The sequence below is a fragment of the Microbulbifer harenosus genome (assembly GCF_005771435.1).
Classification (GTDB): Bacteria; Pseudomonadota; Gammaproteobacteria; order Pseudomonadales; family Cellvibrionaceae; genus Microbulbifer; species Microbulbifer harenosus.
The window spans coordinates 1-23,981 of record NZ_VANI01000014.1; the positions used below are offsets into that span (position 1 = coordinate 1).

The 23,981-nt window shown below is 57.9% G+C and carries 18 protein-coding genes; 8 read left to right on the plus strand and 10 right to left on the minus strand.

Annotation, left to right across the window (positions count from 1 at the left end):
* Window positions 1-574: group II intron maturase-specific domain-containing protein (locus FDY93_RS13055; RefSeq protein WP_281282514.1), on the plus strand; the 574-nt coding region annotated here is incomplete at its 5' end.
* A 623-nt stretch (window positions 575-1,197) separates the two neighbouring features.
* On the opposite strand, the gene FDY93_RS13060 is transcribed toward FDY93_RS13055, so the two are convergent.
* The 6 genes from FDY93_RS13060 to murI all read right to left on the minus strand — a co-directional run bounded on the left by FDY93_RS13060 (window position 1,198) and on the right by murI (window position 11,690).
* Window positions 1,198-1,638, minus strand: a complete 441-nt coding sequence (locus FDY93_RS13060) for a GNAT family N-acetyltransferase (protein WP_138236209.1) — start codon at window positions 1,636-1,638, stop codon at window positions 1,198-1,200.
* Window positions 1,639-2,088: 450 nt separating this feature from the next.
* Window positions 2,089-3,009 (minus strand): hypothetical protein, encoded by a 921-nt coding sequence (locus tag FDY93_RS13065; RefSeq protein ID WP_138236210.1) that lies wholly within the window; start codon window positions 3,007-3,009, stop codon window positions 2,089-2,091.
* Between the two features lie 255 nt (window positions 3,010-3,264).
* Window positions 3,265-4,338, minus strand: a complete 1,074-nt coding sequence (locus tag FDY93_RS13070; protein ID WP_138236211.1) for a 3-deoxy-7-phosphoheptulonate synthase — start codon at window positions 4,336-4,338, stop codon at window positions 3,265-3,267.
* A 266-nt stretch (window positions 4,339-4,604) separates the two neighbouring features.
* On the minus strand, window positions 4,605-8,054 hold the full coding sequence (locus FDY93_RS13075; protein WP_138236212.1) for a UvrD-helicase domain-containing protein: 3,450 nt from the start codon (window positions 8,052-8,054) through the stop codon (window positions 4,605-4,607).
* Between the two features lie 4 nt (window positions 8,055-8,058).
* Window positions 8,059-10,758 carry a PD-(D/E)XK nuclease family protein gene (locus FDY93_RS13080; protein WP_138236213.1) on the minus strand — a complete coding sequence of 900 codons (2,700 nt, stop codon included), beginning with the start codon at window positions 10,756-10,758 and terminating at the stop codon, window positions 8,059-8,061.
* A 95-nt stretch (window positions 10,759-10,853) separates the two neighbouring features.
* Window positions 10,854-11,690, minus strand: a complete 837-nt coding sequence (murI, locus tag FDY93_RS13085) for a glutamate racemase (RefSeq protein ID WP_138236214.1) — start codon at window positions 11,688-11,690, stop codon at window positions 10,854-10,856.
* Window positions 11,691-11,815: 125 nt separating this feature from the next.
* Here murI and FDY93_RS13090 point away from each other — a divergent pair, with 125 nt between their 5' ends.
* The 3 genes from FDY93_RS13090 to FDY93_RS13100 are packed head-to-tail and all read left to right on the plus strand — an operon-like array spanning window position 11,816 to window position 14,649.
* Window positions 11,816-13,240: a DNA recombination protein RmuC gene (locus tag FDY93_RS13090; RefSeq protein WP_138236215.1), complete on the plus strand. Its 1,425-nt coding sequence runs from the start codon at window positions 11,816-11,818 to the stop codon at window positions 13,238-13,240.
* Window positions 13,241-13,243: 3 nt separating this feature from the next.
* Window positions 13,244-14,188, plus strand: a complete 945-nt coding sequence (locus FDY93_RS13095) for an AEC family transporter (protein ID WP_138236216.1) — start codon at window positions 13,244-13,246, stop codon at window positions 14,186-14,188.
* On the plus strand, window positions 14,185-14,649 hold the full coding sequence (locus FDY93_RS13100; RefSeq protein WP_138236217.1) for a DUF2489 domain-containing protein: 465 nt from the start codon (window positions 14,185-14,187) through the stop codon (window positions 14,647-14,649). The genes FDY93_RS13095 and FDY93_RS13100 overlap by 4 nt, the downstream gene beginning before the upstream one ends.
* Window positions 14,650-14,696: 47 nt before the next feature.
* Here the strand turns inward: FDY93_RS13100 and FDY93_RS13105 are convergent, their stop codons facing one another.
* The 4 genes from FDY93_RS13105 to soxR all read right to left on the minus strand — a co-directional run bounded on the left by FDY93_RS13105 (window position 14,697) and on the right by soxR (window position 19,162).
* Entirely contained in the window at window positions 14,697-15,563 is an 867-nt protein-coding gene (locus tag FDY93_RS13105; RefSeq protein WP_138236218.1) for a copper resistance protein B, read from the minus strand.
* Window positions 15,564-15,586: 23 nt separating this feature from the next.
* Window positions 15,587-17,383: a copper resistance system multicopper oxidase gene (locus FDY93_RS13110; RefSeq protein ID WP_138236219.1), complete on the minus strand. Its 1,797-nt coding sequence runs from the start codon at window positions 17,381-17,383 to the stop codon at window positions 15,587-15,589.
* A gap of 98 nt (window positions 17,384-17,481) precedes the next feature.
* On the minus strand, window positions 17,482-18,573 hold the full coding sequence (gene trmA / locus FDY93_RS13115) for a tRNA (uridine(54)-C5)-methyltransferase TrmA (RefSeq protein ID WP_138236220.1): 1,092 nt from the start codon (window positions 18,571-18,573) through the stop codon (window positions 17,482-17,484).
* Window positions 18,574-18,664: 91 nt separating this feature from the next.
* Window positions 18,665-19,162: a redox-sensitive transcriptional activator SoxR gene (soxR, locus tag FDY93_RS13120; protein ID WP_138236221.1), complete on the minus strand. Its 498-nt coding sequence runs from the start codon at window positions 19,160-19,162 to the stop codon at window positions 18,665-18,667.
* Between the two features lie 91 nt (window positions 19,163-19,253).
* Here soxR and FDY93_RS13125 point away from each other — a divergent pair, with 91 nt between their 5' ends.
* The 4 genes from FDY93_RS13125 (at window position 19,254) to FDY93_RS13140 (ending at window position 23,927) form a co-directional block, all read left to right on the plus strand.
* Window positions 19,254-19,976, plus strand: a complete 723-nt coding sequence (locus FDY93_RS13125; protein WP_220446190.1) for an MBL fold metallo-hydrolase — start codon at window positions 19,254-19,256, stop codon at window positions 19,974-19,976.
* Between the two features lie 67 nt (window positions 19,977-20,043).
* Complete coding sequence (locus FDY93_RS13130) at window positions 20,044-20,457, plus strand: secondary thiamine-phosphate synthase enzyme YjbQ (RefSeq protein WP_138236222.1); 414 nt, start codon at window positions 20,044-20,046, stop codon at window positions 20,455-20,457.
* Between the two features lie 387 nt (window positions 20,458-20,844).
* The gene (locus FDY93_RS13135; RefSeq protein ID WP_138236223.1) at window positions 20,845-22,485 is read left to right on the plus strand and encodes an acetolactate synthase large subunit; all 1,641 of its coding nucleotides are present in this window, start codon (window positions 20,845-20,847) and stop codon (window positions 22,483-22,485) included.
* Between the two features lie 77 nt (window positions 22,486-22,562).
* Window positions 22,563-23,927, plus strand: coding sequence for an aldehyde dehydrogenase family protein (locus FDY93_RS13140; RefSeq protein ID WP_171018983.1), 1,365 nt, complete (start codon window positions 22,563-22,565; stop codon window positions 23,925-23,927).
* Window positions 23,928-23,981: the final 54 nt, after the last annotated feature.

Sequence of the window (23,981 nt, forward strand, 5' to 3'; positions counted from 1 at the left end):
GGGGTCATGGCTGATTCCTTTGTGTAAGTACGGTTGGAATCAGTGTGTTGAAGTCGAATCAGGAAAAACAGGTGCTGATTCTTTGGCGCTTACAGTCCGCAAAACTAATACGCTGGATTTCCTCGGGTTCACTTTCAAAGGAAAGCAGATCCGCTGGAGCGAGAAAGCGATACGACACTTCAAGTACCGGGTGCGTCAACTGACGGGCCGGTCTTGGGGAGTATCAATGCAGCGTCGGATACGCGAACTGAACCAATTCCTGAGCGGCTGGATCAACTACTTCGCCTTAGCCAAATACTACCGGCCTCTCCCGCTCTACGATGAGTGGATACGCAGGCGGTTACGCATGTGCTTTCTCAAGCAATGGCGCAAACCGCGAACACGTATCCGTAATCTCATTAAGCTAGGTGTACCGGAAAAGCCCGCAATATCAATCGGGCTGAGTTCCAAAGGGCCGTACCGGCTGGCGAAGACGTTTGCAGTTCACCAAGGGATCAGTAATGAGTTCCTTAGTAAGCTGGGGCTCGTCTCGGCAAAAGAAATATGGGTGAAATTTCACTATCCGAATGGATAGTGTTAATGAACCGCCGTATGCGGACCCGCATGTACGGTGGTGTGGGGAGGGCGGGTTAGAAACCCGCCTTTACCCGATTATGTGCCTTCCAGTTTAAACTCATTAATACAGTTCCTTTGATTTTCATTAGAGCCATATCCCCAGTCGATCGGAACTGGAAGGAGAGTATCCAAGCTGATTAGCAGATTTCCTGGATATCCATCTTTATGGCCTAGTGTGATGTATGGCGGCAACGAGCTAGCACGCTCACCATGATACCAAGATGATGTTATTAATAACTTACTAACATCAAAGTCGAATTCGGATTTAACACATTCAGGAAAGATTACGACTTTTCCTGATATTGACAATCTTAGATCCGACAAATTGAATTCTGCAGGATAGTATTTCTCAGGCAGACCTCTTAACTTCCCATCGTCTAGCTGCAATACAGTATCGCTATGAGGGTATGCGTTAAGAGAAAACACTGAAAGTAAAAGTATTAGGATATTTCTCATGACTGCCCTTAAACATAACGCCCAGCGCAGGCGCAGCCAACGCGGAGCGCCTTTTGTGTTAATGTTTGAGCGACAGCGAGTAACACAAAAGGCGCGTAGTGTTGGCTGTCGCTCTGCCGCTGTTTGTTAAGTGCTGTACGTGTAGAAGTGCCATGTGCTCTTGCTGGTGCCCATAGAATCATAGAGCTTCTGGGCTGCTACATTATCTGGGGCCGTGACCCACTGGAGCCTTGCCGCACCATTACCTTTTGCGAACTCTCGACAATGGTCTATGAGTTGACGGCCGATGCCATTACCCCGAAACTTTGGCAGAGTGTATAGATCATTCAATATAGCGATCTTTGATGTAATTGTTGAAGTAAACGTAAAATACACCGTGGCAAAACCAACCACTTCTTCTTCTTTCCGAAATAGAAACTGGCTCCCTTGCTCTGAAGATCCGCAAAATTTTGAAAAGAACTCAAAATTTCTTTTGTCGCAGACACTTTGAACTTTGTAAAACTCTTGGTACGCCCGCACAAGCGGTAAAACTTCTTCCAAACTTTCTCTTGAAACTTGCTCAATCACTTGAATTCCGTGTGACACTTAACATTTATATAGTGGTCATTCTCAACGTATTTCTCACGATCACTATCGCTTGGTTGAAAATTGATCTGAAGTCTCTCAGCCACATGCGAGACGGGCTTTGTGCGATATTTCGGTGCCCGCATTTGAATCTGCAAAATGGTCCCCATGCCTTATATACGCCAAACATTGGCCGGACGTAACTCGTTGTTTTTCTGTAGGATTATCCACCCCATCGAGATTTGCCCGAGATAGTGGGCGCGGTGACCGTTTTTCTGCTGTCTTTATAACCTTCTTTGTATTCGGTGTCAGCCCGTATGTTGCTTTACGTCTTTAGTTGGCGAATAGAAAAGGGTCGGCAGTGCCGACCTTTTTATCTTGAGCGAAATTTAATAAGCCTGCTTAAATTTTAATTAGCTCTTTGGGGTTATAGGTGGAGGTATTTCGTGATTTCTACAGCCCCAAATTAGGCAGTACAAATGATTTGGTATTGCGGTGCAGCCTGATCCACAACCCTGGGTTCGCATTCAATTGCTGTAGAGCTTCCTGTCTATCTGAGCTCAAACGCGTATTCAGCACATTCGCATACGTCTGCACCTTGGCCGGCGCTGTATCCGCATCGACTATGGATTGCACAACTTTCTTCGCCTGTAATATCGCCGCCGGGCCCAGGGTTAAGATGTATTGGGCGGAGCGGCATTCGGTTTCGTCCTGCTCGCTTACGGCGCTGCCACCGGCTTTGAATTTGCTGATGTGGTGTTCGAGGATGCTGCTGGAAATCGGGATTACGCCGGCCACATGATGGCCCTTGGCGCCGGAGTAGGGCTTGATGTAGGCGAGGTGCGAGGCCTGGTTTTCTTCCGGGCCGTGGCCGATGAAGAAGATATCCAGGCCGCCGAGGGATTCCAGTTTGTTCAGGTAGGCGATCAGTCCGGCTTCCAGGTCGGCGGTGTCGGTCTGCATGGGTGTAAAACTTTTGATCTTTTTGAAGAAGTCGGGGCCGAGGATGCGCTCGAAGTCGCGCACGAAGCTGAAGCCGTTGTCCATGCTCATGGGGGCGAGGGCGTCCTGGGTGAATACGTTCAGGCGGTCGAGCAGTTCGTCGTATTGTGAGGTTTTGGCCAGTTCGCCCAGCAGGCGGTGCAGGGCCTGGGCGCCGCGGCCGCCGAGGAGGGCAATATTGATATCGCCGGTTTTTGCTCTGGCGGTTTCGAACAGTTCATTCAGCATGGCTTGGCCGACTTCTGCTTCTGAGTCGAGTACGGTGGGGGTAATACCGTAATCGGTCAGGCCGGTGTTGCGCGCGTTTTCCTGGGAGAGCCATACGTTGCCGCTTTCTTCGGCTCTGGTGAAGGATGTGTTGTTGTTTTCCATGGAGTTTACCTCTTTATTCTCGTCTGCAGCTGGCGCTGTTAGGTCGTCAATTTTATAGGGGTGGGGAGGAAAGTTCATTCCTTGTCGTCCTTTATTGGTAAGGCCGGTGCTTCGGGGGGGCTGGATTCCCGCTTTCGCGGGAATGACGGGGTTGGAACTGGAATGTCGCTTTCGCGGGAATGACGGGGGTTGGAAGTGTTTATGCGTAAAAAAAGCCGGCGATGCCGGCTTTTTTGGGTTTTGGCGGGACTGGTTTTAGTCTTTGCGTGCTTTTAGTGGGCCGCGCAGTTGTTCGGCCATGTTCAGCAGCAGGGATTCGGTGGTTTCCCAGTCGATGCATTTGTCGGTTACGGATACGCCGTATTCCATCTGGCTGCGGTCTTTGTTGATCTTCTGGTTGCCGGCTTTGATGTTGCTTTCCACCATGATGCCGATGATGGATTTATTGCCGTCGAGGATCTGGTGGATGACGTTGTCCACTACCAGCGGCTGCAGCTCGTGGTTTTTGTTGGAGTTGGCGTGGCTGCAGTCGACCATGATGTTGGGGATCAGGCCGGCTTTCTCCAGTTCTTTTTCGCACACGGCGACGCTGACGGAGTCGTAGTTGGGCTTGTCGTTGCCGCCGCGCAGTACCACGTGGCCGTATTTGTTGCCGGCGGTGTGGATGATGGCGACCTGGCCTTCTTTATTGATGCCGAGGAAGCGGTGCGGGTTGGCGGTGGACTGCAGGGCGTTAATGGCCACTTCCAGGCTGCCGTCGGTGCCGTTCTTGAAGCCCACGGCGGAGGAGAGGCCGCTGGCCATTTCCCGGTGGGTCTGCGATTCGGTGGTACGCGCGCCGATGGCGGACCAGGAGATCAAGTCCTGCAGGTACTGGGGAGAAATCGGGTCCAGCGCCTCGGTAGAGGTGGGCAGGCCCAGCTCGGCAATATCCAGCAGCAGTTTGCGGCCGATGTGCAGACCCTCTTCGATCTTGAACGAGTCGTCGAGGTGCGGGTCGTTGATCAGGCCTTTCCAGCCCACGGTGGTACGGGGCTTTTCAAAATACACGCGCATGACGATCAGCAGGGTGTCGGAGACCTGGTCTGCTACCGCCTTGAGGCGGTGGGCATAATCCATGGCCGCATCGACATCGTGAACGGAGCAGGGGCCGATAACCACCATCAAACGGTGGTCTTTGCGGTCGAGAATATTGCGAACTGCGGCGCGGCCGGCGGCCACGGTGGTTTCAGCGGTGTCGCTGACGGGCAGTTCCGCTTTGAGTGCCTGCGGGGTGATGAGGATGTCCTGGGAGAGGACATTTAAATCGTCGAACTGCTGCGTGGTCATGGTATTTCTGTCACTACTTGCTGAATGGGATCGTCTTCCTTGCCCGCGGCATGCGCACCGCGGGGCAGTTATGCTAACCAGTGACTAGGGGTAGGGCTAGGGTTTCATTTGAAACAGTTTTAAGTGTCACCTTTGGTGGCTTCTATCGTAACTGATGTCCGGTTTTATTGCCGATTGATGGGATAGTTTTGCTTGACGATTGATGTGTATGGCGGATTGTAGGATGGGTGCACTCGGCGCTCCATCCCGCACGTTGGGGTCTTTTGCTACTCCGCCGGCAGTTCGGCGAGCTGTTGGAGCAGGGGGAAGTACAGCGCGCAGCGGATATTGCGTTCGCCGCGCTGGTAGAACAGGCGGCGGTAGCCGTCGAGCTGTCGACGGTATTTCTCCAGCTGGGTCTCGATAAACGCTTCCACGGTTTCCCCGGCGGCGGGTTCCGCGGTTTTGTAGTCGATGATCCAGCGGGTGCCGTTGCCTTGGCCATCCCCTTCAACAAATGTGCGGTCGACGATGTTGCGGCGCAGCTCCTGGCCGCTGCTGTGGAGTTCCAGTTCCGCGGCGGATTGCTGATGGCTGGCGTCCAGCAGCCAGCGGCCGGTGTTGCAATTCAGGGTGCGCAGTACCGCCTGTTCCACTTTTTCCAGCGCTTTTTCCAGGCTGCTGCCGTTAAGACCGAGCTGGCTGAGGCGCAGTTGCCACAGCGGGCGCAGTTCTTGTATGAGTTGTTCTGGTGCGGCCGCAAGGCGTTCGGGGGATTCTGTGAGTGTCGCGAACGTCTCGTGCGCGACGGTACCGGCGTGTCGGAACCAGCGCTGGTGCACAAGGCCTAGGTCCGGCAGGTTGATTTCCTCCTCTTCTCCGCGCTGGTTGTTCCCCATGCGGTAGCGGGCGAGGTACTCCCCGCGGGGCAGCGGTGGTGCCTGCCAGTTTTGCGCCACGCGCAACAGGTAACTCTGCCCCGTGTGTTCGGTTTTCGTCACCAATTCATCGGCGCTGAGCCAGTGGCACCAGTCCGCCTCGGTGGAGAGCGCGGGCCAGATGCTCGCCAGCAGTGAGGCCGCGGCGGGGGCCTTGAAGTCCTCGTTCTTTTTGTCTGACGACTTCACGCAGGCCAGCAGGTGCAGGCTGTGAATGGCGCGGGTGCAGCCCACATACAGCAGGCGCGTGCCTTCTAGCCGCTCGCGCTCGCTGTTGTCGTGTTTCACGTAGGCGTAGAGCGGGTCTTTGCCGCTGCGCGGACTTTTTGGTGCGAGCAGGAAGCGGTTTTCCACATCGCTGTTGAGCCAAGTGCACCAGCGCAGCAGCTGGTCGCTGCCGCCGGCGCCGCCGGTTTTATCCAATCCGGGAATCAGCACATGCTCAAACTCCAGGCCCTTGGATTTGTGAATGGTCATCACCTGTACGCGGGCTTCCTGCGCGGGGCGGGCGAAGAGCTGTTGCAGCGCCAGTTCGAACGCGGACCAGTCGGTGATGCTGCCGCCGCCGTCGTATTTTTCCAGCAGCTGGAAAAAGTCTGCGGCGTTGCTGAGCTCCCGTTTGTCCGCCACGGTGGCGGGGCCGCCGAGGGCGAGCCACAGGCCTTCCACCCACACACGTAGCGGTTTGCGGCCGCGTTGCTGCCAGCTCTGTAGAATCAGTGCGGCGGTTTTTTGCAGGCGGTTGCGACCTTCGTCGCTGATGCCCCGAATTTCTTCGAGGGTGGTGAGGGTGTTCAGGATTGGCGGCACGCGCGGGTCGCGCGGGCCGTGTTCGCCTGGATTGTGATTGGCCACGGCGTAGAGGTCCGGCAGCGCCAGACCGCACCAGGGGGCGCGCAGTATGGCGAGCCAGCTGATGCGGTCGCTGGGGTCCTGCAGGGCACGGGTAAGACTAAGCAGGTCCAACACCACCATTTTGCTCGCAAGCGGCGCCAGGTCCTGGGCCTGGTAGGCGATGCCGGCGCGGGTGAGGGCGGGCAGTATCTGCTGCAGGTGTTTCTTGTTGCGCACCAGGATGGCGATGTTGTTTTCCGGTGCCTTCGCTTGCAGCTGCTGGATAATCTCCACGCACTGCTCGGCTTCTTTCAGGCGCTCCTCGTCGTCCACGCAACCGTAAAAAGACACCGGGGCGCCTTCCCATTGTTGCGGTCTGAAGGCGACGGAATCCAGATAGCGCACGGCGCCGCGGCTGATGTTGTCGCGGGGCGGGAAGGCTTTTAAAAACGTGCGGTTGACCCAGTCCACCACTGCATTGCTGGAGCGGAAGTTTACCTGCAGGTTGAGCGGGGTGAGCGGCAGTTCGCCGATGCCCTCGTTGCGAGCGTCGAGGAAGATACCCACGTTGGCATTGCGGAAGCCGTAACAGGACTGCATGCCGTCGCCGACGATAAACAGGCTGCGTCCGTCGCCCGGCTCCCAGCCGGCGGTGAGTTTCTGCAGCAGTTCCAACTGCAGCTGCGAGGTGTCCTGGAATTCGTCAACGAGGATGTGGCGGATCTGCACGTCGAGTTTCAGCGCTACATCCGTGGGGGCTTCGCTGTCTCCCAGCGCCACCAGTGCGGCCTGGGCCACTTCGGTAAAGTCGGTGCTGCCGAGCTGCTGGAACACGAGCTTGAGTTCCGCTACCAGCAGCGGCAGCACGCGCGCCATGGCGCGGAGTATCTGCCACTGGCTCTCGTCCATGCCCGCGGGCAGGGTACGTACTTCGGCAATGATGTTCAGCAGTTCATCGTTGTCTGACAGCGCTTCCAGCAGCGCGGTGATGCGCTCTTTTTGTGCTTTGGCGCGCTCTGGATCCGGGGATTTTTTGTCTGCGGCGGGGAACCCCGTGGTTTTGGTGACGGACTTGCGCCAGGTGCCGGTGCCGGTCACCAGCAGATCCGCCAGCGCCAGCCACTGGGGCAGCCCCTGGTCGTTGCACGGCGGCAGTTCGGTGATACCGGCGAGGCTGCTGATGATGTGGTCTGGTTTTTCTTTCTGCAGATTGCTGCCGGCGTAATCGGCGAGATCCAGCAGTTCGCCGGCGAAGGTGCCAAGTGCCGTTTGGAATTGGCCCAGCTGATCTTCGATCAATTCACGGATAACGAAGGTGAAATAGTCTTCGGCTTCTTCGCGGTGTACCGACAGCAGCGGTTCCAGCCACTGCTCGCGTTTTTCCAGCAGGGTCTGCAGCAGGTCGGTAACTTCCGGCAGGTTGTTGTCCAGGTGCAGCAGCAACAGGCTGAGGTCTTGGTCCGGTTGCTCCTTTTCCAATTTTTTCAGCAGATTGGCGATGGCCTTTTGATAGGCGATGGCCGGCTGTTCCAGCGGTTCGCCGGGGGCGCCAAGGCCGCTGTCGATGGGCAGCTGGCTGGCGATATTGCGGCACAGGCCGTCGATGGTCTGGATGCGCAAACGCTGCGGGCTCTGCAGCAGGTGCCATTGGTGCTTTTCGTCGTGGGCGAGCAGGTTGCTGGCCAGCTGCCAGGTGATTTTTGCGTGCGGGTTTTCCGGTTCGGGATTGTCGCGGGCGTCGAGCAGCGCGTGCAGCAAACGCTCGCGCATTTCACCGGCGGCCTTGCGGGTAAAGGTAATCGCGAGCACTTCTTCCGGTTGCTGGCAGGCCGCCAGTAGTTTCAGCAGGCGCTGGGTGAGCAGGCCGGTTTTGCCGGAACCGGCGGGGGCGGATACGGCAAAGCTCTGTGTGATGTCCAGCGCCTGTTCGCGTTCGCTGGCGTCTATGGGTATGTGGGTGGTCATGGTGTTACTGCCTCTCCGGCCAGCGGTTCAGGGGCCAGAGCGCTTTCTGGTTTTCATTGTCTGCCGCGCGGTCGAAGATGAGGGCGGCATGGCCGGTTTTGTATTCTTCGGCGAGGCCTTCCAGCGCCTGTTGCCAGTGCTGCGTTAGCTGGTCCCACTGGATGATTTCGGGGTCTTTGTCTTTTTGGCTATCGGCGACGGTTTTTATCCCGCTGATCGGCTGGCTCAGTTCGCCGCAGCCCTGGTATTTGCAGTCGCCATTTTTGATGGCGCCGAAGGCGATGGCTTTGGCCTGGGGTTGGAACAGGGCGTAGAGCGGCAGCTGTGGCTCGCGCACGCGCGGTTGCAGCCAGTCGGCCACGGAGGTTTGGCCGGTTTTGTAGTCGATCACCAGTTCCTCGCCGTCAGTCAGGGTGTCGGCCCGGTCGAGACGCAGGGTGAAGGTGAGGTCCTGCAGGGTGACGGTGAGTTCGGATTCCACCTGGGAGACGGTGAATTCGGGGCGCGCCTGTTCCAGTGGCAGCCACTGCTCGAAGATGTCGCGCAGGCGGATCTGTTCCAGCTGCCAAAAGGCTTCCGGCAGTTCCGGGTGCTTGCGCTTGAGTTTGGCGATGGCAGTGTCGATGGCGGACGTAATCTGCAGGTCGCGCTGTACGGTGGCCATGGCGGCGAGCTGTTGCGAGCTTTTGCACTGCAGCCAGAAGGCGGCGAGCATTTCGTGGATCAGGTTGCCGCGCTCGGCGGCGCTGAGACCAAGGGCGGGTTCTGAAAAGGCTTCCGCTCCCAGGCGGTAGCGCAGTTGGGCATTCTGCGGGCACAGGGCCTGGGCTTTGAGCACGCCGGCGCCGCCTCGCACCTGGGCGCAGTCCTCGGGGCTGAGCGGTGGCAGGGTGGTGTCGGTGATGTGCTCGAGTTCGGGGGCGTCGGTGAGTGTTTGGTACAGGTGCGAAAGTGCATCGCTGTTCTGTACCTGCGCTTCGCCGTTGCTGTCGAACAGCGCGCTCAACATCTGGCCCACGCCGTCTTCCTCACTGGCATAGCTGACGACGATATCATCGCTGGCGTTCAGCAGATCGCGAGTGAGCTGGCGGGCCAGTTCCAGTTCGCGCTCGGCGCTGGCGCGGGGCATTTTCCACTCTTTTTGCCACAGCACTGGCAGCATGGGATTCGGGGACGGTGGTGTGGGCCACTGTTGCTGGCCGAAGCCAACCAGGCGGATATGGTCGAAAGCGAGGCCGCCGGCTTCCAGTACGCCGAGTATCTGCAGGGGGCCATCGCGGGTTTCTGCCTGGAACGGCGTGCGGCTGGCGATCTGGCGCAGCAGCTGCAGTGCTTTGGCCAGCGGCAGGGCGCCGGTGAATTCACTAAGGCCGGCGAAGTTTTCCAGGGCCTGTTCCCACAGTACCAGCTGCTGGTATTCCTGGCTGTCCGGGTTGCGCTGGCCGGGCCAGCCGAGTCTGGTCAGCAGTTCGGAAAATCGCTGTGCCCAGATTTCTGCCGGTGCGCGCTGCCAGCGGCGGGCCCAGTCGCCCAGCTGGTTCAGTTGCGCGGGCAGCGGGCTTTCCGGCGCGAGCTCCTGGGCGAGTTTCTCGGCCCAGTTGCGCAGGATGTTGCCGGGAACTTCCTGTAGTTCGAGTTTTTGCAGGCGGCGAAATAGGGCGCTGCGCAGGTGTTGTTCCGGCGCGCTGTTGTCGCCCCAGAATGGCGAGAACAAGAGGTTGCGCAGCTGGCTGTAATCGAACTTGTCCCGCAGCGTTTCCAGCAGCTGCAGGGTAGCCGCGCCCACGGGTGTTTTCGCCAGTGGAGTACCGGCGGAGAAGTTGAATGGCAATGTGTAAGCGGGCTGTGTGGGATCGAGCCACTGGGGCTCCAGTACGCGGGCAAAAATCTGTTCTACCTGCGGACGGCACTGGCCGAGGTTGTTCACGACGATGCCGATGCTGGTATCCGGGTTTTGCTGCAGTTTTTCCGCGGCCCAGCGCGCAGCCTGGGTGAGTTCGTCTTCCAGGTTGTGGCAGCGGGCTATCTGTAGCGCGCTTCGCGTTTTTTCCGGGATAGTAAAGGATTCAATCCGTTGCGCGGCGCAGGAAAAAATATGCTCGGTCAGCGGGGAATTCTGTACGAAGCCGGCGAGTGCGAGCTGTGGCAGCTTTTCCAGTACGCCTTCGCCAAACGCGCGCGCGATCAGCAGGTCTCGCTGGTCCTGGGTGATGGCGTTGTGCGCGCGCAGTTGCTGGTGGAATTTCGGTAGTACGGCGAACAGTGGATAGTCCGCCGGCTGCAGGCCGGTTTTTTCCCAGTGGCGGGCGAGGGCGGAGTCGGCCTGGTCCAGGTTGTCCAGCAATCGCCATTGGATCAGCTGTGCCAGCGCGGTGTCGCAGTTGGCAGCGAGCTGTTGTGTGTTGATCAGCCCCTTGTCCAGGCTGTCTTCCACGCAGCCTTGCCACAGAAGTTGCCGCTGTTCCCGGTTCAGAACCCGGCACATGGCGGGCTGCCACTGGCGCTGCTGCAACTGGAACCACAGCTTGTCGAGCCAGCCCTGCAACGATTCCACCGCGGGCGGTGCCCAGTTCTTGTTGGCCTGTTGCCAGGTGCCGTACACCTGCTGGCAGCGATTGCGCAAGCGGTTGGTTGGTGTGAGCAGCAGGCCGCCCTCGGGCAACTGGTCGAGGATCTGCTTGAACGGAAATGCGGGTTGCAGCATGGGGTCTGTGGCGTTGTGGTTTTAATTATCGACAAGATACAGGCGCTGCCCGGCTGTGTGGGCGGCGCCGCAAGGCGGGTTACAGTCTAACCGGCTCAGGCTTTGATTGGGATGCCGGCGCCGAGGTAACTGGGGGAAAACTCGGCAAAGGCGCGCTCAATCTGCTCGCGGTTGTCATCGCTGCTGGTGAGCAGTTGGCTGATGCCCGGCGTTTGCGGGAGCTCCAGTTTCAGTTCATCGAGCAGCCAGCGCACGCGGCGGGCGATGGCGTCACCGGAATCGAGCCAGTTCACCGGTCGCGGGGCGGCCTTGGCGAGCTCTTCTTTCAGCAGGGGGAAGTGGGTACAGGCGAGCACTGCGGTATCCACCAGATTACCATTGGGGACGGAGAATATCCGCTCAATCACCGGGATCAGGTCTGTGCTGGTGACGGCTTCCCCGCGCAACTTGGCCTCTGCGAGACTAACCAGTTCCGGCGCCGGTACGTTGATAACGTGTGCACCGTTGGCGAACTGCTCAATCAGCTCGCGGGTGTAGCGGCGGTTTACGGTGCCCTCGGTGGCAATCAGCGCGATGGTGCCGGTGGCGCTGGCGGCGGCGGCGGGTTTGATGGCTGGCACCACGCCCACCACCGGCTGGCTGAGGGCTTCCCGCAGTGGCGGCAGGGCGAGGGTACTGGCGGTGTTGCAGCCCACCACAAGAATGTCGGCGCCGCACGCGGCCATCATGCCGGAGGCTGTGTCGACGATGCGCGGGCGCAGCTCCTCTTCGGTCTTGGTGCCATAGGGATAGAAACCGTTGTCGATGCCGAAATGCAGGGTGAGACCGGGAATCTGGCGGCGCACCTCGCGGGCGATGCTGATAGCGCCCACTCCGGAATCGAATATCAATGCACTGGGGGCCTTGTTAGAATGGCCGCTTCCTGTTGGCATGTAAAAACCTGTCTCCCGTAACGGTTTGTTGCGGGGCCAAGGATAACTCAGCCCGCGATTTGTAATAAGAGATCACTAAAAGTCGTAAGATTTTTGGTGGTCTCTGTAAGTTTAAGTGAATTTTTATGACCTGGTTTCCCTTGGAATTATCCCTTGAACAGGCCGTGTTGGCCGCTGTCGCCGTACTGATCCTGGTGGTACTGGCAGGGTGGGCGGGCCGGGCGCGTCTGGTTGCCAGGGTCCGGTCACTGGAGGCGGAGCGCCAGGTCAGCGCGTCGCAGCTGGCGAGTGCGCTGGAGCGCGAGGCCCGGCAGGATACTGAAATCCAGCAGCTGCGGGAGGAACTCTCTTCCAAATCCCAGCAGCTGGCGCGATACCAGGTTCTGGTGGAGAAGGGCGAGGCGGCGCTGGCAGAGCAGAAGCAGCAGCTGGAACAGACCCGCGCAGCCATGACTCAGCAGTTCGAAAACCTCGCCAACCGTATTTTTGAAGAAAAGCAACAGGCGTTTGTGCGCCGCAGCGAAGACAGCCTGCGCAAGAGCCTCGACCCGCTGGAGCGCCAGCTGGGCGACTTCCGCAAGCGTGTGGAGCACGTCTACGACCGCGAGAATGCCGAGCGCAACAGCCTGCTCGGTCAAATCAAGGCGCTGCGCGAGCAGACTCAGCGCATCAGCGACGAGGCCCTGAACCTTACCTCCGCGCTCAAGGGCGACCGTAAGATCCAGGGCAACTGGGGCGAGGTGGTGCTGGAGCGGCTGCTGGAGGAATCCGGACTGCAGAAAGGCCGCGAGTACGAGACCCAGGTGACCTTTACCAGCGACGGCCGCCGTCGCCAGCCCGACGTGATTGTGCGCCTGCCGGAGCACAAGGACCTGATCATCGACTCCAAAGTCTCCCTGGTGGACTACGAGCGCTACGCCTCCGCCGAGACCGACGAGGAGCGCAGCCAGGCGCTGAAACAGCATGTAAATTCCCTGCGCGCGCACATCACCGGTCTGAACAAGAAAGCCTATGAGCAGCTGGAAGGTGTGCGCACCCTGGATTTCGTATTCATTTTCGTGCCCATCGAGGCCGCTTACATGCTGGCGATGCAGGCGGACCCGGAGTTGTTCCGCTTTGCCTATGAGCGCCAGATCGTGTTGGTGAGCCCCACCAGCCTGATGGCGACATTGCGTACGGTGGAAAATATCTGGCGCTACGAAAAACAGAACAAAAATGCGGAAAAAATCGCCGCGGAGGCGGGCAAGCTGCACGACCAGTTCGCGCTGGTGCTTGAATCCCTGGATGCACTGGGCAGCCGTATCCGCCAGGCGGATGAGGCCTATCAGGAAACCTACAAGCGTCTGGCCACCGGCCGCGGCAATGCGGTGAAACGGATCGACAGCCTGCGCAAGCTGGGGGCGAAAACCCGCAAGCAAATCGCCGCGGACCTGCGGGAAAAAGCGGAGGATGAGCACCGGTTGCCGGCTTTGGCGTACGACGCCGACGACGAGCTGCTGGATGAAGAGTTGTCGGAAGAAGAACGTACCGAAGAGAGCGAAGCGGAATAAATCTTGAACGCCGTACTGGACACCTTTACGTTTGCGCTCTCGGTTACTGCGCCGATTTTCCTGACCCTGCTGGTGGGGTATGGGCTCGCGCGGGTGGGCCTGCTGAGCGAGAGTTTCGTCGACGACGCCTCGAAACTGGTGTTTCTGGTCACACTGCCGGCGCTGCTGTTTTTCAATATATTTGGCTCCGACGCCCACCTCGGCGACGAATGGCCGCTGTTGGCCGCGGGCCTTATCGGTACCGTACTTACCGTACCACTGGCATGGCTGGCGGCGCGCCCGTTTGCGTTTGGCGATCGCAGTGCGTTTATCCAGGGAGCATTTCGCGGCAATCTCGGCATTATTGGTCTCGCCTGGGCGGCGAATGCCTATGGACCCCACGGCCTGGCGCAAGCGGCGCTGCTGATGGCGGTGATCACCATTTTCTACAACATCGCCGCGGTGGCGCTGTTTGCGGTTTACAGTCAGAAGGCGAAATTCAGCTGGGTCAAACTCGGCAAGGATATCAGCCGTAATCCGCTGATTCTCGCCATTGTGGCAGCGCTCATTGCCAAGGCGGTGGGGCTGAAGTTGCCGGCAATGATCGTGCAGACCGGAGATTATCTGGCGTCGGTGACGCTGCCTCTGGCCCTGCTTTGCATCGGCGCTAGCCTCGATCTGAGTATGCTGAAGCGCAGCTCCTTCGGTGCGTTTGCGGCGAGCGGTTTTAAATTGTTGATCGTGCCGCTGGTACTGCTCGCATTTGGCTGGTTGTTTGGACTGGATGAGCAGCCGATGGCGATTCTGTTTCTGCTGGCCGCAGCACCGACGGCCTCGGCGTCGTTCATCATGGCGCGCGCGTTGGGCGGTAACAGCCAGCTCGCGGCCAATATCATTGCGATCAGCACCCTGTTTTCCATTGTTACTGCCAGCCTGGGGCTGGCGCTGTTGAAGGTGTCTCTCTCATGACCGAAGTACCGGTTTGGATTCTGGTAATTGCCGGACTGATTATTTTTACCCTGTCTGCCATCGCGACCTACTACTGTTTGGAACTGCGCAAGGCGCGCAAGCGGCAGGCGCAGCAGTTGGCGGAACTTGAAGCGGCGGCGGATGCGCAGCGGGATCGGGTAAATACGAGTATTCAGATTATTGCCAAGACACTGCTGGACGAGGGCGTGGGCCTTACCGAGGCTTCGCTGCGGATTCGCGTGTTGCTGGATTCACTGCAGGTGGACGAGCCAGTGAAAAAGGAATTTGTGGCGTTTTACAAAGTTGCGGACCAGACCAGCCATATTCCGATTCTGCAGGACTGGAAAAAGCTTTCGCGCAAGGAGCAGTTTGCATTCGAGAAGGAAATGGCGCGGGTGGAAGACGAGTACCGCGATTTCGCGCTGGACGCAGCCAAGCGGATCCTTGGGCGCAAATTCTGAGCTATAGCGGTGGTATGCCGCTGGTCTATGAACAACCGGTTAGTGACTTAGAACCAGAACCGAACACCTGCAACAGCAAATGTCATTTCTCGGTCGCCGCCATCTTCCTCAATCAGGTCAGCGGTATCGCCAAATTTGCGTTCCCAGGATACGCCGATATAAGGCGCGAACTTGGGGGTAATCATGTATCGCAGGCGCAGCCCCAGTTCGATACCGGTAAAGCCGTCGCCGATGTTGTAAGCGGGAATATCCGAAAAGGAAAAATCGGTTTCCAGTCGAGGCTCCAGCTCAAGGCGCTGGGTAAAGTGAAAGCTGCGCTCGATTTCCAGCCGCCAGGACCCATCGCCATCCTCACTGACATAGCCGGTCAGGTCGGTTTCAAAGCCGTAAGGTGTCATGCCCTGAAATCCGGCGGCGAGGAAGGACCGGCTCTGCCCGGGATTGAAGTCGTGCCGTGCGCCGAGCTGTAGGTCCCAGTAGGGGCGCACGGCGTGGTTCCAGAAAACTTCCAACCGAGCAGATTCCGTCTTTCCTCCCACTTCCCGCTCACCTTCCGATTCCAGGTAGAGCTTGTTATGGTCGCCACCATACCAGGCGTCAATTTCCCATAAGGTATTTTCGTTATCGCCGTCGCGACGATACTCAAGGCGCTTGCCCAATACCTGAAAAAATTTGTGGTTGTCGTGGATGGGAATGACCCCAAAATTTTGCTGGGGCCGATCCAGTGTATCCTCGGCATATTTCCTGATCTGTTTTCCCGGCGGTGGTGGCAGCGGCGGACTGCGGTAACCCTCGGGCTTTGGCTCTGTGCCGTTGTCGCTGGCCTGAATTGGCACAGTGTGCGGTGGCGGCTCCTGGGCCAACAGGAGTGGTGATAGCAGGAGCAGGGGCACGCCGATAGTGAATGTTTTCATGGCGGTGTAATTCTTTGTGAGAGTCAGGCGACGCGCACCACCTGGAACATGCCGGCTTCCATGTGGTAGAGCAGATGACAGTGAAACGCCCAGTCGCCTTTTTCGATCGGTGTAATCAGCACAGAGAGTGCCTCACCGGGTTTGATCAGAATGGTGTGTTTGTAGGGGATCTCGTTGTGGCTGGCTCCGTTTTCAAGCTGCATCCACATGCCATGCAGATGCATCGGATGTTCCATCATGGTGTGGTTGACGAGAAACAGTCGCAATCGTTCGTTGTGCCGAAACAGATAGGGACCCGGTTGTTCGGTGAACTTTTTTCCGTCCAGGGAAAAAATAAACCGTTCCATATTGGCAGTGATATTGATACACATTTCCCGGTCTACCGTCGGTTTGTACGGTTGCGGTTCGGCGGAGGCCAGGTCTTTGTAGGTGAGCACCTTCCATCCGTCGTGGCCGAGACCCACACCGGGCTCTGCCAGCCGGTTTTGTGGGTTCATTACCACCATGGCCACGTTGGGATTGTCCTTGTTCGGCAGGAAGGGCATGGGCCCGTTGGGGCCAGGGATGCTGTCATCCTGCATTTCCATACGCTTGCGATGCAGCTTTTTCTTCATCGCGTCGCTCATGCCGCCGAAGTATTTCCCTTTCATCATTCCCATGCCGATGTCTTCCAGTTTGCGATCGGGAACCGGGCGCGGCGCAGGGATCGGTGCCTGCATGCCTGATTCGGGTGCCAGGGTACCGCGGGCATAGCCGCTGCGGTCCAGGGATTCCGCATACAGAGTATAGGCATTCGCGTCACGGGGACGGATCAGCACATCGTAGGTCTCGGCAACACCGATACGGAATTCATGGCAGCGCACGGGCTTCACCGCTTTGCCATCCACCATAACCACGTCCATGTCGAGCCCGGGAATACGCACATCAAAATTGCTCATGGACGAAGAGTTGATAATACGCAGGCGCACGGTCTCACCGGGCAGGAATTTGCCGCTCCAGTTCATGTCTGGCGAGTGGCCATTCATCAGGTAGGTGTAGATATAACCGGTGACATTGGAAAGGTCTCGCGGGCTCATATTCATCCGGCGAAACGGTAGCAGCTCTGCATTTGCGTCGGCGAAGCCCATCTTGCGGACGTCGCGCAGGTAATCGAATACCGTGCGCTTGTAGTAGATGTAGTACTCGGGTGAGAGGTTGATATTGCGGAACAGGGTTTCGGGATTTGTGAAGGCCCAGTCCGACAGGACAACCACGTGGTCTCGATCGTAGAGAAACGGCTCGCCGTCTTTGGGGTCGATGACCAGCGGGCCGTAGGAACCGCTCTGCTCCTGAAGGAATGAATGGCTGTGATACCAGTAGGTGCCGGCCTGCTTTACGCGGAACTGGTAGCGGTAAGTTTCTCCTGGCTGGATGCCATTAAAGTTGACACCTGGTACCCCGTCCATGCGAAATGGCACGAGAATGCCGTGCCAGTGTATGGAGGCGTGCTTGGTGTCTGGCATATTATTGGTGACGTCCAATGTCACTGTGTCACCTTCCCGCCAGCGTATCAGTGGCCCGGGGACAGTGCCGTTGATAGCGGTGGCGTTACCAGTACGGCCATCTATTTCCAGTGGAGTATTGTGGAAAGCCAAGTCGAAATAGGTCTGTGGCTGATGGTCGCGGATGCCGCCGTGCAGGTATTTGGGAGAGGTGAGGGCCCAGGATGCCAGGGGAAAGGTGGTGTTGATGCCGGTGGAAAACACGCCGGCGCCCAGAGTTCTCAGGAACTGCCGTCGCGTGCCGAATAGCGGCTGCCCGTCTTCCTCCTGCTGTGCCATGGTGAACTATCCCTAAGTTCCGGATGTGTACCCCCAAGCTAGTGCACAGGGCGCGCCAGGCAGAGCGAAGCGCGCCATATTTCAATAAAGTACCGGAATTATTTTCTCACCAGTAGTACGCCCGACTCGGTATGGTCTGTGTACGGAAACTGATCAAAGATTGCGAAGCGTTCGATGCTGTGAGTCTTGGTTAACTCAGCCAGGTTCTCCAGCTGGGTCTCCGGGTTGCAGGAGATGTACAGAATGCGCGGGAAGCGCGCGATCATCGCGCAGGTGTCGGCGTCGAGGCCGGCGCGGGGTGGGTCTACCAGGACGGTTGAGAAGTCGTAGCTGTCGAGATCAAAATCTTTCAGGCGGCGGAAGGGACGCACCTTGTCGATGGCCTGGGTGAATTCCTCGGCGGAGAGGCGCAGGATATGCAGATTCTCAACCCCGTTCGCGGCAATGTTTTCCTGTGCAGCATTCACCGATACCTTGGAAATTTCCGTCGCCAGCACTTTGCGGAATTTCTCTGCGAGCGGGAGAGTGAAGTTGCCATTGCCGCAGTAGAGTTCGAGCATGTCGCTTTCTGCGCTGCCCTCACAACAGCTTCTGGCCCACTGGATCATGGCGCGACAGATCTCGCCGTTGGGTTGAGTGAAACTGCCTTCCACCTGTTTGTACTGGTAGGTGCGGCCGTCGATATCGAGTTTTTCGATCACGTAATCGCGGTCGAGTACAATCTTCTGCTTGCGCGAGCGGCCGAGTATCGGCACGCCGAGTTGTGCCTGCAGTTCGCGGGCTTCTCCCTCCCAGGTCTCATCCAGTTTTTTGTGGTAGATCAGGGTGATCAGTGCATCGCCAGAGAGGGTGGTGAGGAATTCGGTGCAGAACAGCCGTTTGCGCAGTATCTCGCTCTGATTGATGGCGTCGAGAACCTGCGGCATCAGTTCGTTTATTCGCTTGGAGCCGACAGTAAATTCTTCGATCACAAACGGTTTTTTGTACTCGCCCTGTTTGTACATGGCGTAGTCCACGCGGCCACCTTCCTGCCACATTTTGAACTCCGCGCGCAGGCGATAGTGGCTGGGCGGGGAGGTGAAGACTTCGGGGGCGAGATTGGTATAAGAGGCATAGGCCTCCCGCAGGCGGGTCACCTTCTGGTCCAGTTGCTGCTGGTAGTCGTCGGTGTTTACGCGGTGCAGTGCCATTCAATTAACCGTAAAAAGAACCAAATTTGTCGGGGCGCGGATTATAGCGGATGCGGCCCTTGAAAGTGAGACTGGTGTGGCCAGCCTGATCTCAGGCCTGCGACGGGTAAGCGGGTTGATCAAATAGTCTTGCTCCCGGGCCATCCTCGGCGGCGGAGTCACCCGGATTCCGTAATGGACAGCTCGTCAGTGACAGACATCCGCAACCAATACAGTCACCCAGCTGATCTCGCAGCAGCACAAGCTTCTCAATTCGGCGATTCAGGTCGCTGTGCCACTGTTGAGACAGCATTGCCCAGTGTTTCGCGCCAGGTGTCTGTTGCTTGGGTAGCGCCGATAGCGCTTTGCCGATCTCGGCCAGGGGAATTCCCAGTTGCTGCGCCGCTTTTATGATGGCGACACGACGGAGCACGTCCCGCGAGTATCTGCGCTGGCCGCCGGCGTTGCGGGTGCCGCTGATCAAACCTTCGCTCTCATAGAAGCGCAGAGCCGAGGCGGCCACACCAGTGCGCTTGGCGACCTGGCCGATGGTCAGCGCATTCCCCTCTACGCTGTAGATGTCCTGTTCGTCCGATTGTCGTGTGCTCATCCGCTCGGTCTCCCTGTTGAACAGGAGCAAGTTTAGGGAACTTGCACCTTGACTTAAAGTTAACTTTAAGTATTAGCCTGCGCTCGCCAACTTGAAATGGCACGAAACGGCGAAACATGGAGAGACGAGTATGAAGCAGGTTCAATCTGATATCTGGGAAACCGAAATGCAGAGTCCTTTTCCCGGGCTGAAGACACATGCCTATTTATGGGTGCGCGAGGGAGGAAATGTGCTGTTCTACAACACGGGGCATTCTCATGAGATTGCCCGTTTGGAGGAGTTCGGTGGGGTGGAGCGCCAGTATCTCAGCCACCAGGATGAGCTGGGCGAAACACTCAATGAGATTGCCGGCCGGTATGGATCGGTACTCTATGGTCACCGTGCAGAGTTGGAGGCGTACGCGAAAGTGCGTACGCCAGATCATCTGTTGGATCGTCGGGAAATCCATACTGGCGGTATCGAGGTGATTCCAACGCCGGGGCACAGCCCGGGAAGTACCTGCTTTCAGGTGGATTCGCCCACGGGCAAAAAATACTTGTTCACCGGAGATACCCTGTTCCTGGATCGGAAATATCGCTGGACTGCGGGCTTTATTCCCGGAGTGCATGACGAATCGGTTCGCCCGGCACTGGCGAGCAGTCTGCGAATCTTGCGTGTATTGAATCCAGATGTGGTGTTTGGCAGTGCATTTTCGGGCGATTTCGGGTTTGAGGAAATCCCCTCGGGATCCTGGTCTGAAAAAGTGGACGCGGCGCTTGACCGGCTGTTGGCCGGATCCACAGCGGGAAGGCGGGTTGACCGATCGCAATTCTGAAACGGTACAATCCCCCATATGAACAGGGCACCGAGATGCGTGCGGCTGCTGATAGAGGAGTGGTGTTATGGCGATTGGTCAGCTGGAAATTGCAGTGCGGGGACAGGGGCTGCACGAATTTACCGATGCGGTGGGGCACTGGCTGCGGGGGCAGATATTTTCTGGCGACGGCCTTTGTACCCTGTTTATCCAGCACACCTCGGCGAGCCTGCTGATACAGGAGAACGCGGACCCCAGTGCGCGGGTGGATCTGGAAAACTGGTTGAATCGCCTGGTGCCGGAAAATGACCCTTTGTACACGCACACCATGGAGGGCGCCGATGATATGCCTGCGCACATCAAGGCCGCACTTACCGCGAGCAGTCTCTCCATACCGATACATAGTGGTCAGCTGATGCTGGGAACCTGGCAAGGGATTTACCTGTGGGAGCACCGTCACCATCGCGGTAAACGAAGAGTGATAGTGCATGTGAGTAGCTGATCGAACAGGTCGACCTGCAGATCGTAGAGGTTCTCGCTTCCAGTGATAAAGGGGTGGATATCGATACGCGAGTAGAGCTGCTGCGTTGTTGGAAGGTAGCGGCGTGTGTGATCTCCCCGGCATTCGCACGCCCAGCGGTACCCTGATAACGGACACGGCAATTTCGACGTGAGAATTGCAGTTTCAACGTTAGTAATCGGGCCTCTCAGCACCTAAGCTTCGAGAGTCCAAAGCAACTTTCCAGCGTTGCAGGATTGCTCACGTATTTATTCGTTCGCTAGCGCGCTTGGCAAAGTGAAATCGGGGCACGCCACCATAATAAAATTGGCGCCACTCAACCGCTGGTTTTTTGCGTACACGAGTCCGCTGATTACAAGAGAACGGTAAATGAAGGCATCTGATTTGTTTGTTCGAGCCCTGGAGGCGGAAGGCGTCGAATACGTGTTTGCCATCCCGGGGGAAGAGAACCTCGACCTGTTGGAGTCCATGCGCGGTTCGAAGATCAAGCTCGTCATTACGCGCCACGAGCAGGGGGCCGGTTTTATGGCTGCTACCTATGGTCGACTTACCGGCAACTCTGGCGTTTGCATGTCGACATTGGGGCCGGGGGCGACCAACCTGGTGACTGCGGCGGCTTACGCGCAGCTCGGCGCGATGCCCATGGTGATGGTTACCGGGCAGAAGCCGATCAAGAGTTCCAAACAGGGGCAGTTTCAGATCATCGATATCGTCGACATGATGCAACCTCTGACCAAATTCACGAAAACCATCGTGAGCGGCGACAACATTCCCGCCCATGTCCGTGAGGCCTTTCGCCAGGCAGAGGAGGAGCGTCCCGGCGCGACGCATCTGGAACTGCCGGAAGATATTGCGCACGAGCATTCCACCATGCCGGTGCTCGAACCGAGCTATACGCGCAGGCCCATCGCCGAGGAAAAAGCCATCCGGCAGGCGGTAGAAGCAATTTCCGGCGCGCGCAAGCCTCTGCTACTGGTCGGTGCTGGCGCCAACCGGAAACTGACCGCAAAAATGCTGCGCGAGTTTGTCGCCAAGCTCGCTATTCCGACGGTTACCACCCAGATGGGCAAAGGCGTAATCGACGAATCCGGCCCGCATTTCATCGGCAACACAGCCCTGTCCGACGGCGATTTCGTGCACCGTGCCATCGACCAGGCGGACTTGATCATCAATGTCGGCCACGACGTGGTGGAGAAACCGCCTTTCTTTATGCGTCCCGGCGGCCCGGAAGTCGTGCATGTCAATTTCAATTCGGCCCGGGTGGACCCGGTCTACTTTCCGCAGATCGAAGTGATTGGCGACATCGCCAACAGCCTGTGGCAGATGAAGGAACAACTTGAGCCCCAGGATCACTGGAGCTTTGCCGATGCGCACCGCATACGCGATGCGCTGCAGAAGCACATTCACGAAGGCTGTGGTGACGACAGCTTTCCGATACGCCCCCAGCGACTGGTGAAGGAAGTGCGCGATGTCATGCCGGAGGACGGCATCATTGCGCTCGACAATGGTATGTACAAAATCTGGTTTGCGCGTAACTATCCGGCGTACGCGCCCAATACCGTCCTGCTGGACAATGCGCTGGCGACGATGGGAGCAGGCCTGCCATCGGCCATGGCGGCCAAGCTGGTGTACCCGGAGCGCAGGGTGCTGGCAATCTGTGGCGACGGCGGTTTTATGATGAACTCCCAGGAGCTGGAGACGGCTGTACGCCTGAAACAGGACCTCATCATTCTGGTTCTGCGCGACGATGGTTACGGCATGATCAAGTGGAAGCAGGCGCATATGGAATTCCATGATTTCGGCCTCGACTTTGGCAATCCGGATTTTGTCGCCTATGCCGAATCCTACGGCGCCCACGGGCACCGGGTCGGTGCCGCCGCCGAGTTGCAACCGCTGATCAAGAAGTGCTGTACAGAGGGTGGCGTACACCTGATCGATGTGCCGGTCGACTACAGTGACAACGACCGTATTCTCAATAACGAAATACGCGAACTGTCCCGTAAGCTATAGCCAGTTTCCAGGTGGGAACGACTGAGAGTACCAGCCCGCCAAAGCGACAATGACGGTCCGCCAGGGAGTAGAAAATCGTGCTTCGGGAAACCTATCCTTACTATCTCGCCAATGAGGCGGTATTCGCCAACACCGACCTGGAAGTCACGGACAAATATTCCGGCAGCGTCGCCACGCGGGTGGCCATGGCAGATACTGCAACCATCGACCAGGCTATCGACTGGGCGGTGAAAGCCGAAAAGCCCATGGCCGCAGTGCCACCCTATGAACGACAGGCGGTTCTCAATCATTGTGTCAGGCGCTTTCAGGAACGTTTCGACGAACTCGCCGAGGCGCTGTGCATTGAGGCGGGTAAACCGATAAAGGATTCCCGTGGCGAGGTCACGCGCCTGATCGATACGTTTAAGGTCGCCGCAGAGGAATCGGTGCGGATCAATGGCGAAGTCATCAATCTGGAGATATCCGCGCGCGCCAAGGGCTATCGCGGGTTCGTAAAGCGCGTGCCTATAGGGGCCTGTTCCTTTATTTCGCCGTTCAACTTTCCCCTCAACCTGGCGGCCCACAAAGTGGCGCCCGCGATCGCCGCTGGCTGTCCATTTGTACTCAAGCCGGCAAGCCGTACTCCGATAGGCGCGCTGATAATCGCCGAGGTGCTCGCTGAAACCGACCTCCCCAAGGGCGCTTTTTCTGTACTGCCCTGTCACCGTGAGGGTGCGGACCTCTTTACCGTCGACGACCGCTTCAAGCTACTCAGCTTTACTGGCTCACCGGCGGTGGGTTGGGATTTGAAAGCGCGTGCCGGGCGCAAAAAAGTCGTGCTGGAACTCGGCGGAAATGCAGCCTGTGTGGTGGATGAGGGCACCGATCTGGATGACGCGGTGGAGCGCATCATTTTTGGGGCGTTTTATCAGTCCGGACAGAGCTGTATCGGTGTGCAGCGCATTTACGGCCATGCGTCAATCTATGCTGAACTCAAACAAAGACTCGTCGAGCGCACCCGTGGGTTGAAAAAGGGAGATCCAAAAGACGAGGGCACCTTTATCGGCCCAATGATCTCCGAGGGCGAAGCCACCCGTCTGCATAACTGGATTCAGGAAGGCGTAGCGAAGGGCGCTACGCTGCTGTGCGGAGGCGATCGGGATGGTCCCATGCTCGAGCCGACGCTACTTGAAAACGTAGCGAAAGGTTGTGCTGTGGTTGAACAGGAGGCCTTCGGGCCGGTGGCGATACTGGAATCTTTTGATGATTTCGATGCTGTGCTGTCGCAGGTTAATGACAGTGTCTTCGGCCTGCAGGCCGGCATATTCACCCGCGATTTATACAGGGCGCAGAAGGCCTGGGATGTATTGGAAGTAGGGGGCGTGGTAATCGGTGATGTACCGAGCTGGCGCGTGGACAATATGCCTTACGGCGGTGTGAAGGACTCGGGCCTCGGTCGCTAGGGTATCCGCTGGGCGATTGCCGACATGTCGGAAGAGCGGCTGCTGGTTATCCGC